This window comes from Lentzea sp. JNUCC 0626 (genome assembly GCF_043632865.1).
Taxonomy (GTDB): domain Bacteria; phylum Actinomycetota; class Actinomycetes; order Mycobacteriales; family Pseudonocardiaceae; genus Lentzea.
Genome location: NZ_CP171635.1, coordinates 1,656,174 through 1,669,809, shown reverse-complemented (window position 1 = coordinate 1,669,809; position 13,636 = coordinate 1,656,174). Strand labels below are relative to the sequence as shown.

The 13,636-nt window shown below is 71.8% G+C and carries 14 protein-coding genes; 7 read left to right on the top strand and 7 right to left on the bottom strand.

Features of this window, described 5'->3' with window-relative positions; translation table 11 throughout:
- The first annotated feature begins 87 nt into the window (after positions 1 to 87).
- Positions 88 to 420 carry a hypothetical protein gene (locus tag JNUCC0626_RS07580; protein ID WP_394618951.1) on the top strand — a complete coding sequence of 111 codons (333 nt, stop codon included), beginning with the start codon at positions 88 to 90 and terminating at the stop codon, positions 418 to 420.
- A 119-nt stretch (positions 421 to 539) separates the two neighbouring features.
- On the opposite strand, the gene JNUCC0626_RS07575 is transcribed toward JNUCC0626_RS07580, so the two are convergent.
- Genes JNUCC0626_RS07575 through JNUCC0626_RS07565 form a run of 3 tightly spaced genes read right to left on the bottom strand, consistent with a single transcriptional unit; the run spans position 540 to position 2,164 of the window.
- On the bottom strand, positions 540 to 1,010 hold the full coding sequence (locus JNUCC0626_RS07575; protein WP_394618950.1) for an HIT family protein: 471 nt from the start codon (positions 1,008 to 1,010) through the stop codon (positions 540 to 542).
- A gap of 18 nt (positions 1,011 to 1,028) precedes the next feature.
- The gene (locus JNUCC0626_RS07570; protein ID WP_394618949.1) at positions 1,029 to 1,469 is read right to left on the bottom strand and encodes a hypothetical protein; all 441 of its coding nucleotides are present in this window, start codon (positions 1,467 to 1,469) and stop codon (positions 1,029 to 1,031) included.
- Positions 1,451 to 2,164, bottom strand: a complete 714-nt coding sequence (locus JNUCC0626_RS07565; RefSeq protein ID WP_394618948.1) for an SDR family oxidoreductase — start codon at positions 2,162 to 2,164, stop codon at positions 1,451 to 1,453. The genes JNUCC0626_RS07570 and JNUCC0626_RS07565 overlap by 19 nt, the downstream gene beginning before the upstream one ends.
- A gap of 169 nt (positions 2,165 to 2,333) precedes the next feature.
- Between JNUCC0626_RS07565 and JNUCC0626_RS07560 the strand changes: the two genes are divergently transcribed.
- Positions 2,334 to 5,411 carry a hypothetical protein gene (locus JNUCC0626_RS07560; protein WP_394618947.1) on the top strand — a complete coding sequence of 1,026 codons (3,078 nt, stop codon included), beginning with the start codon at positions 2,334 to 2,336 and terminating at the stop codon, positions 5,409 to 5,411.
- Positions 5,412 to 5,426: 15 nt separating this feature from the next.
- Here the strand turns inward: JNUCC0626_RS07560 and JNUCC0626_RS07555 are convergent, their stop codons facing one another.
- Complete coding sequence (locus JNUCC0626_RS07555) at positions 5,427 to 6,173, bottom strand: GntR family transcriptional regulator (protein WP_394618946.1); 747 nt, start codon at positions 6,171 to 6,173, stop codon at positions 5,427 to 5,429.
- A gap of 187 nt (positions 6,174 to 6,360) precedes the next feature.
- On the opposite strand from JNUCC0626_RS07555, the gene JNUCC0626_RS07550 reads away from it, so the two are divergent.
- The 5 genes from JNUCC0626_RS07550 (at position 6,361) to JNUCC0626_RS07530 (ending at position 9,990) form a co-directional block, all read left to right on the top strand.
- On the top strand, positions 6,361 to 7,203 hold the full coding sequence (locus JNUCC0626_RS07550; protein WP_394618945.1) for a fumarylacetoacetate hydrolase family protein: 843 nt from the start codon (positions 6,361 to 6,363) through the stop codon (positions 7,201 to 7,203).
- A 38-nt stretch (positions 7,204 to 7,241) separates the two neighbouring features.
- On the top strand, positions 7,242 to 7,814 hold the full coding sequence (locus JNUCC0626_RS07545; protein ID WP_394618944.1) for a VOC family protein: 573 nt from the start codon (positions 7,242 to 7,244) through the stop codon (positions 7,812 to 7,814).
- A gap of 49 nt (positions 7,815 to 7,863) precedes the next feature.
- Positions 7,864 to 8,319, top strand: coding sequence for a hypothetical protein (locus tag JNUCC0626_RS07540; RefSeq protein ID WP_394618943.1), 456 nt, complete (start codon positions 7,864 to 7,866; stop codon positions 8,317 to 8,319).
- Positions 8,316 to 9,440: an amidohydrolase family protein gene (locus tag JNUCC0626_RS07535; protein ID WP_394618942.1), complete on the top strand. Its 1,125-nt coding sequence runs from the start codon at positions 8,316 to 8,318 to the stop codon at positions 9,438 to 9,440. Before JNUCC0626_RS07540 ends, JNUCC0626_RS07535 begins: the two co-directional genes overlap by 4 nt.
- Positions 9,441 to 9,681: 241 nt before the next feature.
- Positions 9,682 to 9,990, top strand: a complete 309-nt coding sequence (locus JNUCC0626_RS07530) for a hypothetical protein (protein ID WP_394618941.1) — start codon at positions 9,682 to 9,684, stop codon at positions 9,988 to 9,990.
- On the opposite strand, the gene JNUCC0626_RS07525 is transcribed toward JNUCC0626_RS07530, so the two are convergent.
- From JNUCC0626_RS07525 to JNUCC0626_RS07515, 3 genes are all read right to left on the bottom strand, one after another.
- A complete protein-coding gene (locus JNUCC0626_RS07525) occupies positions 9,962 to 11,545 on the bottom strand; it encodes an FAD-dependent monooxygenase (protein WP_394618940.1) in 1,584 nt (527 codons plus the stop codon). The genes JNUCC0626_RS07530 and JNUCC0626_RS07525 overlap by 29 nt on opposite strands.
- Positions 11,542 to 12,411 (bottom strand): alpha/beta hydrolase, encoded by an 870-nt coding sequence (locus JNUCC0626_RS07520; RefSeq protein WP_394618939.1) that lies wholly within the window; start codon positions 12,409 to 12,411, stop codon positions 11,542 to 11,544. The genes JNUCC0626_RS07525 and JNUCC0626_RS07520 overlap by 4 nt, the downstream gene beginning before the upstream one ends.
- 261 nt (positions 12,412 to 12,672) lie before the next feature.
- Positions 12,673 to 13,605, bottom strand: a complete 933-nt coding sequence (locus JNUCC0626_RS07515) for a BTAD domain-containing putative transcriptional regulator (RefSeq protein ID WP_394618938.1) — start codon at positions 13,603 to 13,605, stop codon at positions 12,673 to 12,675.
- Between the last annotated feature and the right edge of the window lie 31 nt (positions 13,606 to 13,636).

The following is a 13,636-nucleotide window of genomic DNA, read 5'->3' as shown; positions in this document are numbered from 1 at the left end:
GCCGATCTGTGGTGCGAACGACCGATGTGGTGATCAACAGCATGGGTGTTGACTGCACATGATCCACTCGCGCCCGAAGGAGAACACGTGCGTCAGCGCTTGCCCGTCCTGCTCGCGTCCCTGGCCTTGGCCCTCGGCGGCCTCGCCGTCACGGCCGGCCCGGCGTCCGCCGCGACCTACGGCTACATCAACTGGACCAACAACTGCTCCGGCCCCACGCTCTACTCGATCATCTACGCCAGCGGGACGAGGTCCGGCCGGCTCGTCGTGCAGCAGAGCAACGTCCCGGCAGGCACGAAGCGCAGCCAGAAGGTGCCGTCCGGCTACAAGTACAACGTCACCGCGAACGGCGGCTGGGACACCGTGACTGTCCTCAACATCTCCGGCCGGGTGCACACCGTGGCCGTGAAGGCCTGCTGAGCGGCGTTCAAACGACCTGGGTGGCGTGCCGGCACGACAAGGGATCCTCGACCGTCCCGTACGCCACCCGTTCGGACGTCGCACAAATTGGATTCGCGCGTCCGCATCCCCGCAGTGCGCTAGTTCGCTGTGTTGGCGGGTGGTGCGTCGGCGTCGATGAGGTCCAGCCCCCGGCGAACGGCACTGGCTTCTTCGTCGAGCAGAGGGCGGGCACGGGTGGCCCAGTCCGCGTCGATGCGGAAGCTGTCGCCGCGGAAGCGCGGAAAGACGTGCAGATGGAAGTGGAAGACCTCCTGGAAGGCGGCTTCTCCGTCGGCGAGGAACACGTTGACGCCCTCGCACCGCAGCCCAGAGCGCCGAAGGGCGCGGCCTACGCGGTGGCCGATCCGCCAGACGTGTGTGCTCGTCTCCTCGTCCAGGTCTTCCAGCCCGATGGCATGCAGCCGCGGCACTACGAGGACGTGCCCCGGCGTCACCGCGCCGAGGTCCATGAACGCAACGACTCGGTCGTCTGCGTAGGCCACGCTCGCCTCGGCCTCTCCGGCGACAATGGCGCAGAAAACGCATTTCTCCGGCCTCTGGTCATTCACGTGCAAAGCGTTGCATGGTCAGGATGTGGCTGGCTGCGCCACTCCGTTGCTCTGCTTGACGGGCAACATCAGGAGGACGGAGAGGACCAGGAGCCCCGCCAAGATCGTCACCACGCTGATCTTGTCGATGGTCCGGAAGACCTCCAGGTGCAGCACGTGCCACAGGAAGTGGATCGCGTTGTAGATCGACCAGGCCGCCCCGGTGACCACCATGGCCTCCTGGGTCCGCCGGCGCAGCGCCCACACGCTCAGCACCATCAGCGCCAGGTTGAGCGCCCCCACGTCGCGGGTCAGATGCTCGTTGTACGGGCCGAGCGCCGCCACCCAGTGCAACCCCGGACCGGGGAAGTCGCGGTAGAACGACAGCGGGAACACCGCCGCCCACGTTCCCTGGTAGGCCGCGGCGAAGGCCAGCACCCCGGCCATCCAGCGCTTGACCGTCATCGCGACTTCGCCCACTGCTCGAAGGTGATCCTGCCTCGGTGGAAGTCGCCGGTCGGCAGCACACCGCCGTTCGCCATCGCCTTGCCGACGGGCATGGTCAGCACGAGCTTGCCCTTGGCGAGCCGGCGCATCATGGACGCCATCGTCAGCTCCTCGGGGCCGGCGAGCTCGGTCGTCCGGCCCTGGGCAGGGCCTTCTGCCAGGCGCACGAGCTCGGCGGCGACCTCGGAGGCCGCGACCGGACGGCTCTTCATCAACGGCGCCACCTTCACCGGACCGGGCACCTTGTCGAGCATCTGCGCCGCGAACTCGTGGAACTGCGTCGCCCGCAGCAGCGTCACGGGGATCGGCCCGGCCAGCGCCAGTTCCTCCTGACGGCGCTTGCCGAAGTAGTAGCCGGAGTCGACCCGGTCGACCCCCACGATCGACAGCACCACGTGGTGCCCCACGCCCGCCCGCTCCTCGGCCGCCAGCAGATTGCGGGTCTCGGTCTCGAAGAACGCCACCGACGCCTTGCGGCTGAGCGTCGACACGTTCGCCACGTCGATCACGACGTCCACACCGCGCAGCGCGTCGTCCAGACCGGCCCCCGTCATCAGGTCGACGCCGGCCGACCGGGACATCACCACGACCTCGTGGCCGTGCCCACGAGCCTCCTGGACCACCAGCTTGCCGACCCAGCCGGTTCCCCCGGCTACTGCCATCTTCATCGTGTCCTGTCCTCTCACGTCGACTCGACAGGTAAGACAGGAGAAGCGGGCTGAATGTGACAACCGGACGGGCCCGAGTGACCAGGGCCTCCCCCACCCGCCGGCCGTGTAACGCTTTCCGGCCGTGTCGCGAAGTCCGGTTCGACCTTGCGAACTGGGGTGGATGGGGATGGCGCAGCAGGAACCGGAACGGTTGCCGCGAGCCGGGTTCGTGGTCGCCGCGCTGTCCGTGCTCGTCGCCGCCGGGGTCGGTCTGGTGACCAACGCGGCGTCGTCGGACCCGCGGTGGCCGTGGCTGTTGGAGCACCTGCGGGTGCACGCCTGGCAGTGGCTCGGCGCGCTCGTGGTGGTTTCGGCGGTGCTCGCGGTGGCCGCGCAGGTCGTGGGTCGCCGGCAGCGGGCAGCGGTGCGGGCCGAGCAGTTCCGGCAGAACCGGGAGGCGTTGCTCGCGCAGGTGCGGGCTCGGCTGGACGAGCAACTGGGCGCCGGGAAGCTGCGCCGGGTCATCAACGTGCCGATGTCGCGCCACGCCGCCAACCACGGCGCGGTGCGCGTCGGTGGGTTGCAGGAGGTGGCCGGCAGCGCCCGTGACCACTGCCGGCTGGTCGTCGTCGGCGCGGTGGGCAGCGGCAAGAGCACGATGTTGCTGCGCGTCGCGGACGAGCTGGTGACCGGGGGCGGGGCGGACTCGCCGATCCCGGTGCCGGTGAACCTCTCGACCTGGAACCCGGTGGAGGAACGGCTCGACGACGTGGTCCGGCGGGCGATCACCGGAGTGCGGCGGGGCGGTCGGCAACGCAGAAGAGCGTGGTGGCGCCGTCGGCGGACCTTCGACGTCACGCCGGACGACCTGGTGAGCAGCAGGCTCGTGGTGCCGTTGCTGGACGGGCTAGACGAGATCCCCGAGGACCTGTGGGAGGACGCGCGGCGCGAGCTCGGCACGGCGCTCGGTGGCCGCGACCGGCAGTTCGCGCTGGCCTGCGCGGAACACGCCTTCGCCGCCCTGGTGCCCGACGACGTGATCGGGGTGGCCGGTACGCAGGTGGTGCGGGTCGAGCCGGTGTCGCTCACGTCCGCCGAGGACTACCTGGTGAAGTCCAGTGTGGAGCCGGCGAGGTGGCGGCCGGTGCTCGATGCGATGCGGGAGAACGGAAGTCCGGTCGCGGCGGCCTTGTCCACGCCGTTGATGCTCTACCTAACGCGGGTGGTGTTCGAGGACTCGCGGCGCGATCCCGCCGAGCTGCTGGCACCGGGGCTGGACGCGCGGGAGTCGGTCGAGGCGGAGCTGCTGCGGTCGTACGTGCCGGCCGCCTACGCGCCACGCGAGCAGTCACCGGACCTCGCCACCGAGTCGGCCGTGCGGTTCGAGGCGGCCGACGCCGAACGCTGGCTTCGCCACCTGGCCGGTTTCCTCGACACCCGTCACACGACGGTGTTCCGCTGGTGGGAGCTCGCCGGGTTCGGGCCGGCGCCACGACGGCTGGTGGACCGGTGGAACTGGCGGCTGTGGCTGATCGGGATCGGGCTGCTGGTGCCCGGCGCCCTCCTCGGCGCCGCACTCCTCGGGTTGGTGCTGGCGGGCGGCGGCTGGGCAACAGCGAAGGCGCTGCACCTGCTCCCGCCACCGGATCCGCGGATGCCGGGCGAGCTGGTGCCGCTGTACACCTGGCTCGGCGAGGTCGACGTGGGGAACCTCGCGCGCAGCTTCGTGACGACTCCCGCGGTCCTGTTGTCGGCGGTGGCGCTGGCGGTAGTGGCCGGCGTCGGCTTCAGCACCTGGCTCACGATGGAGGCGGACCAGCAGGAGACGTCCGCCATCGCCGGCGCCCGGGACAGCATCGCCGCGGACGCCAGGATCACCCGTGTCCGCGCGCTCCCGGCGTTCGTCCTCGCGGCGGGAGCGGTGTTCCTCGTGAAGGACGGCGTGTGGGGCTGGTTCGCGCAGACCGCCGCACCGTGGATCGACCGCACCGCACCACGATCCGGCGTAGTCACGGCCTGGGCGGAGAGGCACCAGGACGGCGTCTTCTGGTGGGCGGTGGCCGTCAGCGTCCTGGCGGGCCTCGCGGCGGCAGCCGCGGTGGTCGTCCACAGCGCCTGGTGGCACCTGCGCGTGGGCCAGGTGAAACGCGCGACGCTGCGCCAGTTGCCAGCCGACCTGCTCGCGTTCCTCGACGACGCGAACCGCCGGGGCGTGCTGCGCCGCGACGGCCCGGTCTTCGAGTTCCGCCACCGCCGCGTCCAGTGGTACCTCGCCGACCGCGACCGCGCCGGCCGCACGACCGAGGAGGTGCTCGCCGAGGTTCGCGACCACGCGGCCGCGGGCCGGTTCGAGCTCGCCGTCGGCCAGCTCGAACGGCTGGTGAACTACGACCTCCGCGCGGCCGTGGAACTGGCCCTGGTCCACGAACGGTGGGCAGCGCGGCGCCGCTGGTACGTGAACGAACGGTACGAACGCGCACGGCGGCTCGTGCGGGCGCGGGAGTGGTGGGAGCACGCCGTGGACAACGGCGCCGACCACGCCGCGATGGGGCTGGCGCAGTTCCACGTCCGCCAGGTCGACGCCTACCCCGGCACGCTCATCGGCGGCCTGCGCTCGTTCCAGAACCACCGCGACGCGTTGCGGGCGTGGGGTTCCCTCGTGTCGACGACCCGGCCGCCCGTGCGCGACGACCTCATCGCGCTGCTCGACCAGCGCGCCTCGACACCCGGCCCGACGTTCTTCCACGAGGCGATGCGCAGCCAGCTGGCCGACGTCCTCGACCGCCTCCGCGCGTCCACCCCGCCGGAACCTCCACTGTGGACCTCGGCGACGCTGGGAGACGTTGCCGCGCAGGCGTTGCAGCACGCCGCGCGCACCAGCTCCGGCGTCGTCGGCACCGGCTGGCTGCTCGCCGCCCTCATCGAGGCCGATCCCAGAGCGGAGGACTGGGCGCGGTTCAGCCTGCACACGGGTTCCGCGTCACCGGGCGACCTGCGTCGCGCACACGACACCAACGGCGCGGCCGCGGACTCACCGCTGCCGTTGGAGGGTGTGTGGCCGGTCGTGGTGTCGGAGGACCTGATGACGGCGCTGAGGTTGTTGCCGGACATCGCCGGCAGGTACGGCATGGACCCGGTCCCGGCGGGAGGTCTCGCGCTGGCGGTCCTGAGTGTGCCGGAGGGAGGCGCGGCGAGGATGCTGCGCGCGTACGGCGGGCTGGACGACGTCGGATTGCGGCAGGCGGTGCAGGACCACCTCTTCTGAAACGGCCAGAAGCGGTCAGTCCTGCGACGTGCGGCGGGCGCGGCTCTTCCTTGGTGTGGAAGGCTTCTGGGGCGGAGTCTCTGTCCCGTCGCCGAGTGCGCGCAGGGCGAGTTGTTCGTTGCGTTCGAGGTGCTCGCGCACGGCCACCGCCGCCGCCTCGGGGTCGCGCCGGCGGAAGACGTCGACCAGCGATCCGTGGGCCTCCTCCCGGCGGTGGTGCTCGCCGGGGTCGGGGTCCAGCGCTCCGAAGCCGATCCGGATGTAGCGTTCGGCGGCACGCCACAGCGTGCCGAGCAGGCGGACGTCCCACGCGCTCGCGGCTGGTGCCAGCAGCGCCAGGTGGAACTCGTGGTGGGCGTCGTAGATCGCGTCCATGCCCAGGCGTTCGTCGCCGAACCCCGCGGCCATCGCGTCCAGCCGGTCGAGCTCGGCGTCGGGCAGCAGCAGGCACGCCCGGCCGGCGATCTCCGGTTCGATCGTGCGCCGCAGGCGGTAGATGGCCTGCAGGTCCGCGAGGTCGAGCGGGGCGACGAGGGCGCTGCGGCCCGGCCGGGTGATGACGAGGCCCTCGGTCTCGAGGTTCTTCAGCGCCTCGCGGACCGGGATGAAGCTGACGTTGAGCATCCCGGCGATCTCGCGCAACGAGAACTCACGGCCCGGTTCCAGGTCTCCGCACAGGATCGACCGGCGCAGCTCGGCGGTGACCTGCTCGGCCACGGACCGCGTCTCGATCGGGCGCACACCGGTCGACGGGATTGCCACGTGAACTCCTCCTGCGCCGCGTCCGGACGGCCCGGTCTCGACCGATATCAACTATAGCGGCCGCCCGATCCGCACCTGGCGCACCACTCGATATATGTGATAACACTTGGTGCAGCTGGGCCGGGAAGCGCGATGACGACGCTCGATGTGCGCTGACCTCGACACGACCCCACGCAAGGGAGCTCTCATGCGCATCGTCAACGCCGCCGGACGGGCCGGCCTGCTCGCCGACGACGGGCTCGTCGACGTCGAGTCCGCCTCCAAAGGCGCGTTCTCCGCCGACCCGCAGGCTCTCCTCGCCCGCTGGGACGACTTCCGGTCCTGGGCGGCCGCGTACGACGGCGGTGCGACCGCGCCGTACGACGAGGAACGGCTGGAGGCACCGGCACCGCGACCCCGGCAGGTGTTCGCGATCGGGCTCAACTACCGCGACCACGCCGCCGAGTCCGGAATGGACCTGCCGGACACGCCCGTGGTGTTCACGAAGTTCCCCGCCAGCATCACCGGGCCCTCCGCCGTCGTGGGCCTCCCGCCGGGCACGGTCGACTTCGAGACCGAACTGGTAGTCGTACTCGGCCGCGACGCCCACCGCACGCCCGCGGCGCACGCCTGGGACCACGTGGCCGGCCTGACCATCGGCCAGGACCTCTCGGAGCGGCAGCTGCAGCTCAAGCCGCCGGCGCCGCAGTTCAGCCTCGGCAAGTCCTACCCCGGTTTCGCACCGATGGGGCCGGTGCTGGTCACCCCCGACGAGTTCGCCGACCGCGACGACGTCGTCCTCGGCTGCCGGCTCAACGGCGAGGAGATGCAGAAGTCCCGCACGGGAGACATGGTGTTCTCCGTGGCGGAACTGATCGCCTACCTGTCGGCGGTCGTGCCCCTGCACGCGGGGGACGTGATCTTCACCGGGACGCCTGCCGGGATCGGCATGGCGCGCACCCCGGCCAGGTTCCTGCGCCCCGGCGACGAGCTGGTGACCTTCGCCGAGGGCATCGGCTCGATGCGCACGACCTTCGTCACCGCCCCTTAGATCCCAGCACTTCGCTCACCGACGAGAGAGGGAAGCCGATGTCCGCCACCCCGAAGTTCGCCCACATCGTGTTCCAGACCAGCCAGGCCGGCGAGATGCGCGACTGGTACTGCGCGGTCCTCGACGCGCACGTCGTCTACGAGGACGCCAACCTGACCTTCATCACCTTCGACGAGGAGCACCACCGCATCGCGCTGCTCAACTCGCCGGCCCCGTTGCAGCGCAAGACCCCGGCCACCGCGGCGATGCACCACTCCGCCTACACCTTCGACCACCTCGACGACCTGCTGGCGCGCTACGAGTCGTTGCGCGCCAACGGACTCACCCCGGCGGTCTGCATCGCCCACGGCGTGACGACGTCGATGTACTACCAGGACCCGGACGGCAACTTCGTCGAGATGCAGGTCGACAACTTCGCCGAGCCCGCCGAGGCCACCGCCTACATGAACGGGCCCGAGTACGCCGCCGACTCGGTCGGTCCCGCGTTCGACCCGCAGGCGATGCTCGAGGCGCGCCGGGCCGGTGCCGGGGTCGACGAGCTGACGAACAGGGCGTGGTCGCTCAAGGCGAACCTGCCCAACCCCCTGTCCGTGCTCGTCGGCGCTCCCTGACCACCCCGGAGTCCCGTGTCGGCACCCATGACCAGCTTCGGAGACACCCATGTCAGCTGACCTGCCCGACGCCGAATGCCTGCTGTGCGGGATGGAGGGCATCGATGACGCCTCGATCGTCTTCCGCGACGAGCTCTGGGCCGCCGAGGTCGTGCCCGCCTACGCCGTGCCGGGCTGGTTCGTCCTGCGTTCCCGGCGGCACGCCGAGCGGATCACCGGCCTGAACGACGACGAACTGGGCTCGCTCGCCCACCGCGCACGCGACCTCGTCGGCGCGGTGACCGAGGCGACCGGGGCACCGGCGACGTACCTGCTCGTGTTCGGCGAGAACTACCCGCACTTCCACGCCGTCATCACCGCGCGGGGCGAGGACGTGCCCCCGCACCGCCGCTCGGGCGCCATCCTGCAGCTCGTGCCCGACCACGTCGACCCGGTCGAAGCCGCCCGGCTGGTCCCCGCCGTCAGGGCCGCCTACGAGCGCGCCACCGCACAGGTCGCCCGATGAGCCGCGCCACCGTGATCCACGACGTCCGGGTCTTCGACGGCGACGGACTCGGCGAGCCCACGAGCGTCGTCCTCGCCGGCGGGTTGATCGACCGGAATCCTGCTCCCGCCGACGCCGAACACGTCGACGGTGCCGGCCACACCCTCCTGCCGGGGTTCGTCGACACCCACGCGCACGTCAGCGAACGCGCCCACCTGGAAGCGATGGCCGGGTGGGGCGTGACGACCGCGCTGGACATGGCGGCGCCGAAGTTCGACGCGACCATGGCGCTCAAGCACCAGCCCGGTCTGCCCACCTTGCGCTCGGCGGGTCGTCCCGCGGTCGCCCCGGGCTCGTCGTTCGTCACGAAGCTGGGGTTCCCGCCGTCCGCGGCCGTGGCCGGACCTTCCGACGCCGCGCGGTTCGTCGCCGACCGGGTCGCCGACGGGTCCGACCACATCAAGATCATCCTGGAGGACGCGCGCATGCCCGGCGCCCGTCCGCTGGGCGGGGACACCGTCGCGGCGGTCGCCACGGCGGCGCGGCGGGCCGGTCTCGTCACGGTCGCCCACGTCGTCAGCGTCGCCACCCTGCGCACCGCTGTGACCGCCGGGGTCGACGTGGTCACGCACACCGCGCTGACCGGTGGCCTGGGCGAGGAGGACGCCGCTCTGCTGGAGCACACGCCGGTCGCGATCATCCCGACCCTGGCGATGATGGACGGCGTCGTGCGGTCGATCGGCGGTCAGCTGAAGATGCGGCTGCTGTCGCTCGTCGTGCCGGCGGCGCGGATGCACTACCGGCACGCCACCGCGACCGTGGACCTCTTCCGCCGCAAGGGGAAGGTCGTGCTGGCGGGCACCGACGCCAACGACGACCCGCGCACGCCGTTCCAGGTCCCTCACGGCTCGTCCCTGCACGACGAACTCGACCGGCTCGTCGGTGCCGGGCTCACCCCGGTCGAGGCCCTGCGCGCGGCCACCTCGCTCGCGGCGGAGACGTTCGGGCTGACCGACCGCGGCGCCGTCCTACCCGGCCGTCGCGCCGATCTCGTGCTCGTCGAGGGCGATCCGACCCGGGACATCACCGCCACCCGCCGGATCCGCGGGGTGTGGATCGGTGGCACGAGGGTGGACCGTTGATCCTCGTCACCGCCGCGAACGGCAACCAGGGCCGGTTGCCAGGTAGTGTCCTGCAAGTTTGTTAGGTGACAGGCGCGGGCGAGCGACCCGGAGGCAGTGCCGCCCGACGAACTTGCAGGACACGGCCTAGTCCCCAAGTTGCTCGCCGCGGGCCGGGAGGTGCGCGCGTGCGTCCGGTCGGAGGCCTCAGCCGCACACCTGCGCGCTCTCGGCGTGCGGGACGTGGTGGACCAAGGCGGCGATGCACTCGTACACGTTGTCGTTGCGCTACCGGTTGCGGGACACCGCGGTCGAGGTGCGCGAGATCGCGCCGCCGTACACGCGGACCGATCTGATGGACGTCAACCGCACCGATCCCCGTGCCATGCCGCTGGACGACTTCCTCGCCGAGACCGTGCGGCAGTTGGAGACCGGCGCCACCGAGGTGCTGGTGGCGTCGGCCCGTGCCCGCCGGGACGCGCAACGACCGGACGAGGTCGGCGTCACGACGCGGTTCAACGACATGATGGCCGCCGGTGCGGTCAGGCCTTCACCGCGCCGCGACCGGTGAGCGTGTCGAGCAGTCCCGCCGGGTCGTGCGGCTGCCCGGTCCCCTGCCACGCGACGACCTGGTCCGGCCGGACCACGACGACGTCCGCGCCCAGCGACGCGGCGAGGGCGGGGTCGTCGCACCGCACCACGGACAGCGGCACGCCGGCGCGTTCGGCGGCCTCCGCCAGCTCGGTCACCGGCGCACCGTCCACTGTGAACACGGTGTAGCCGGTTCCAATTCTGTCCAGAGTGGACACCCCGGGTTCCAGCCAGGCGTGCGGCAACCTGCGGCCCGCGCGCACGCGGGTGGCCCAGTCGTCCGCCGCACCGGGGACCTGCTCGGGGGCGATCACCGAGGAGCCCTCGTACCCGTGGCCCAGCACGAGGTCGAGGCTGTAGAACTCACGCCGCTTGGTCGCGTGGACCTCCCGCACGACGGCCGCGCGCGCCGTGTCACCGACGGGGCCCGCGTTCTCCAGCTCGTCGCGCACGAGATGGCTGGCCAGCGTGCCCATGTTCGCCGTGGCCTCCTCGACCACCCGCTCGTGCACCACGCGGCGCTCGGCCTCGTAGGAGTCGAGCAGTCCGGGGCCGCCCCACCCGTCGAGCACCGCGGCCAGCTTCCACCCGAGGTCGACGGCGTCACCGATCCCCGTGTTGAGGCCGTGCCCGCCGAAGGGCGGGTTGAGGTGGGCCGCGTCGCCGGCGAGGAACACCCGCCCGGCGCGCACCCGGTCGGCGAGCTCCATCCGCGCCGTCCACGGGTCGGTGCTGACGATCTCGACCGGCAGCGGTTCGCCCAGTGCGCCGTGCACGAGGGCGACCGGGTCCAGGTCCGGCGCGGTGCCGTCCACGCCGAACGCGATCAGCCACCACGTTCCGTCCAGGTCCACCGGGCCGGTCATGCCGGGTACGCGGTCGTTGAGCAGCCAGGACTGCACGGCCGGCGCGGCCCGTCCCAGCAGCTGCTCGCACCGGAAGGTCACGCCGACGTTGGGACGCGACGCCCACGTTCCGACGTAGGAGGCGCCGATCGCCTCGCGGACCGCGCTGCGCGCCCCGTCCGCGCCGATCACGTAGGAGGCGGTGACGTGCTCGACCACGTCGCCCGTCCGCACCCCGACGGTGACGTGGTCCTGGCCGTCGGCCACCGACACCACCCGCGACCCGAGCCGGAGCTCGCACGCGGGCAGCTCGGAAACCACGTCGCGCAGCAGGTCCTCCAGCACGTACTGCGGCATCTGCTGGCCCAGTTCGGGCGACACGCCCTCGTCGCCGAGCCCGAGCACCCCGCTGAACCGGGTGAGCTCCCGCCCGAGCAACGTGGTCCGGAACGCGATGTCCCTCGACCACGACGTGGGCAGGGGCGCCCGCGCGCGGAGCCGGTCGGCCAGGCCCCAGCGGCGGAAGTGCTCCATCGTGCGGGTGTTGAGGGTCTTGGCCCGCGGCCGCAGGCGGGTCGGCTCGGCGCGCGGTTCCACGACCACGCACCCGATGCCGCGCAGACCCAGCTCGACCGCCGCGCACAGGCCGACCGGGCCCGCACCGGAGATGAGGACGGGCGTGTGGGTCACGCGCGCACCGCCGTGCCGCACTGGAACGCGAACGCGAGCTGTCGCAAGTGGACTCCCCCGCCCAGCAGGTGGTGGTCGATCGAGTGCCCGACCCCCGGCACGAGCTCCGCGGTGGCCGGCGAGCTGAACGCGGCGGCGAACTCGGCCAGCGCCTCCGGCGAGCTGTCCCACAACGCGTCGTGCTCGGCCAGCGCGTTGTGCACGGGCACGCACACCCTCCCGGCCACCTCCGCCAGCCGCTCCCGCGCCCACCGCGGCGCGTGCACCAGCTCGACGAACGGAGTCGGCGCGTAGCTCGCGTGCGCGGCTTCCCGCGCCCTGTCGGTGAACGATCCCGGCGGACCGAACATGACGGCGTCGCGCTGCTCGACCGGAAGGTCGATCACACCCGAGAGTCCCAGACTTCCCAACGCTTCGGACGCGCCACCGGAAGGGATCCGCGCGCCCATGCCGGTGACCGAGGCGCCCAGCAGCGGCCACTCGGGCCGGCGGGCGGCGATCTCCAGCGCGACCATGCCGCCGATCGAGTGCCCCACCAGCACCACGCCGGACTCCGGGCGACCGGCCACGACGACTCCGATCGCGGTGTCGAGCAGCTCGGCCTGCCGCGCGAAGGTGTTCTCCTCCTCCGGCAACGTCCCGCTGCCGCCGTACCCGGGACGGTCCACCGCGAGGACCGCGAACCCGGCCCGGCGAGCGACGTCGTTGAACGACCCGAGCGGCCCGCCGGCGACGTCGTAATAGGCGCTGGTGTAGGTGCCGCCGTGCAGCGTGACGATCAGCGGCAGCCCGTCGACGCGGGACGTGGGCGGGTGGGCGGTCATCGCGATGGTGGTGCCGTCGACGGTGACAGTCAGGTCATCCACGGGCTTCTCCTGCTGGTAGTGGCCGCGGTCACACTAAATGAAATATGTGATAACAGCAAGACCGACGGATTCCGACCGAACACCGCGGCCGTTCCCACCGCCCCACCAGGAACCGTGCTCGGCTGCGGTGGTGCCCGGTCATGCCCAACGCTCGACGCGAGAACGCCCGTCGGTCAGGCACCTGGGAAGTCTGTCCGGACGACTCTCAACTCAGGCATCACCGACGGACAACACCCGTGCACGGCTTGGGGTTCGGCGGGCTCACCAACGGCCGGTTCCGTACCGGTCCGCGTCGTCGGCCCGCGGCACCTCCTGCCGCAGCACCGACTCGTGCGCGCGTTTCAGCGCAGGACCGGGAAGCAACCCCAGATCCCGGTCGAGCCGGTCGCGGATCCGCTGATAGGCGAAGATCGAGTCGGCCTGTCTGCCGGTGTCCGCCAGCAGCAGGATCAGCCGCGCGTGCAGTTCCTCGTGCCACGGCTCGATCTCGGCCAGCTCCGCGAGCCACGGCAGGACAGCGGCCGCGCGGCCGGGGAAAGCCCGGTCGGCGAACGCCACCGCGGTCTCGATTCGCTGCTGCTGCAAGGAAAGCGCGCGCGGGTGCCGGCGCAACGCCTCGGGCAGGTCCGCGAGCACGGGGCCGCGCCACAGGCCGAGCGCCTCGGTGAAGGCCTGCGGGTCGCCGCCCTCCTGAGCCCTGGCGGACTGCTCGGCGAACCTGCACAGGTCGACCCGGTCCGGCTCGACGTTCAGCCGGTAGCCGGAGCCCGTCGTCTCGATCGCGGTGTCGCCCAGGTGCCGCCGCAGCCGTGACACGATCGCGTACAGCAGTTCCCGGTGCGTCGCGGGCGGCGTGTGCCCCCACAGGACGTCCACGGTCTCCGCGTGGGACACGATCCTGTTGGGCTGCAACGCGAGCAGGCCTGCCAGGGCCCGTTGCTGCGGTGAGCTGATCGGCAGGACACCGCCCCTGCGCACGACCAGCGGACCCAGCACGTCGACGGAGAGCGCTCTCGTCGCGGGTGGCCCCAGCACCGCGAACAGCCGCCGCACCGATTCGTGCCGGGGCCGCGCGACGTGGCCCGACTCGATGTGGCGAATGGTCCGCACGGACACCCCGCTGAGCCGCGACAGCTCGCTTTGGGTCAGTCCGCTGCTCTTGCGCTGATCGCGCAGCGCGTCGTGCTCCGTCACCTTCGATCCCCCCAGACCGGCAACCTCGATG

Coding starts and splice junctions, on each gene's coding strand:
- JNUCC0626_RS07565 (WP_394618948.1), bottom strand. CDS start 2,164: ATGAAGATGGCAGTAGCCGGGGGAACCGGCTGGGTCGGCAAGCTGGTG.
- JNUCC0626_RS07560 (WP_394618947.1), top strand. CDS start 2,334: ATGGCGCAGCAGGAACCGGAACGGTTGCCGCGAGCCGGGTTCGTGGTC.
- JNUCC0626_RS07550 (WP_394618945.1), top strand. CDS start 6,361: ATGCGCATCGTCAACGCCGCCGGACGGGCCGGCCTGCTCGCCGACGAC.
- JNUCC0626_RS07545 (WP_394618944.1), top strand. CDS start 7,242: ATGTCCGCCACCCCGAAGTTCGCCCACATCGTGTTCCAGACCAGCCAG.
- JNUCC0626_RS07540 (WP_394618943.1), top strand. CDS start 7,864: ATGTCAGCTGACCTGCCCGACGCCGAATGCCTGCTGTGCGGGATGGAG.
- JNUCC0626_RS07535 (WP_394618942.1), top strand. CDS start 8,316: ATGAGCCGCGCCACCGTGATCCACGACGTCCGGGTCTTCGACGGCGAC.
- JNUCC0626_RS07530 (WP_394618941.1), top strand. CDS start 9,682: ATGCACTCGTACACGTTGTCGTTGCGCTACCGGTTGCGGGACACCGCG.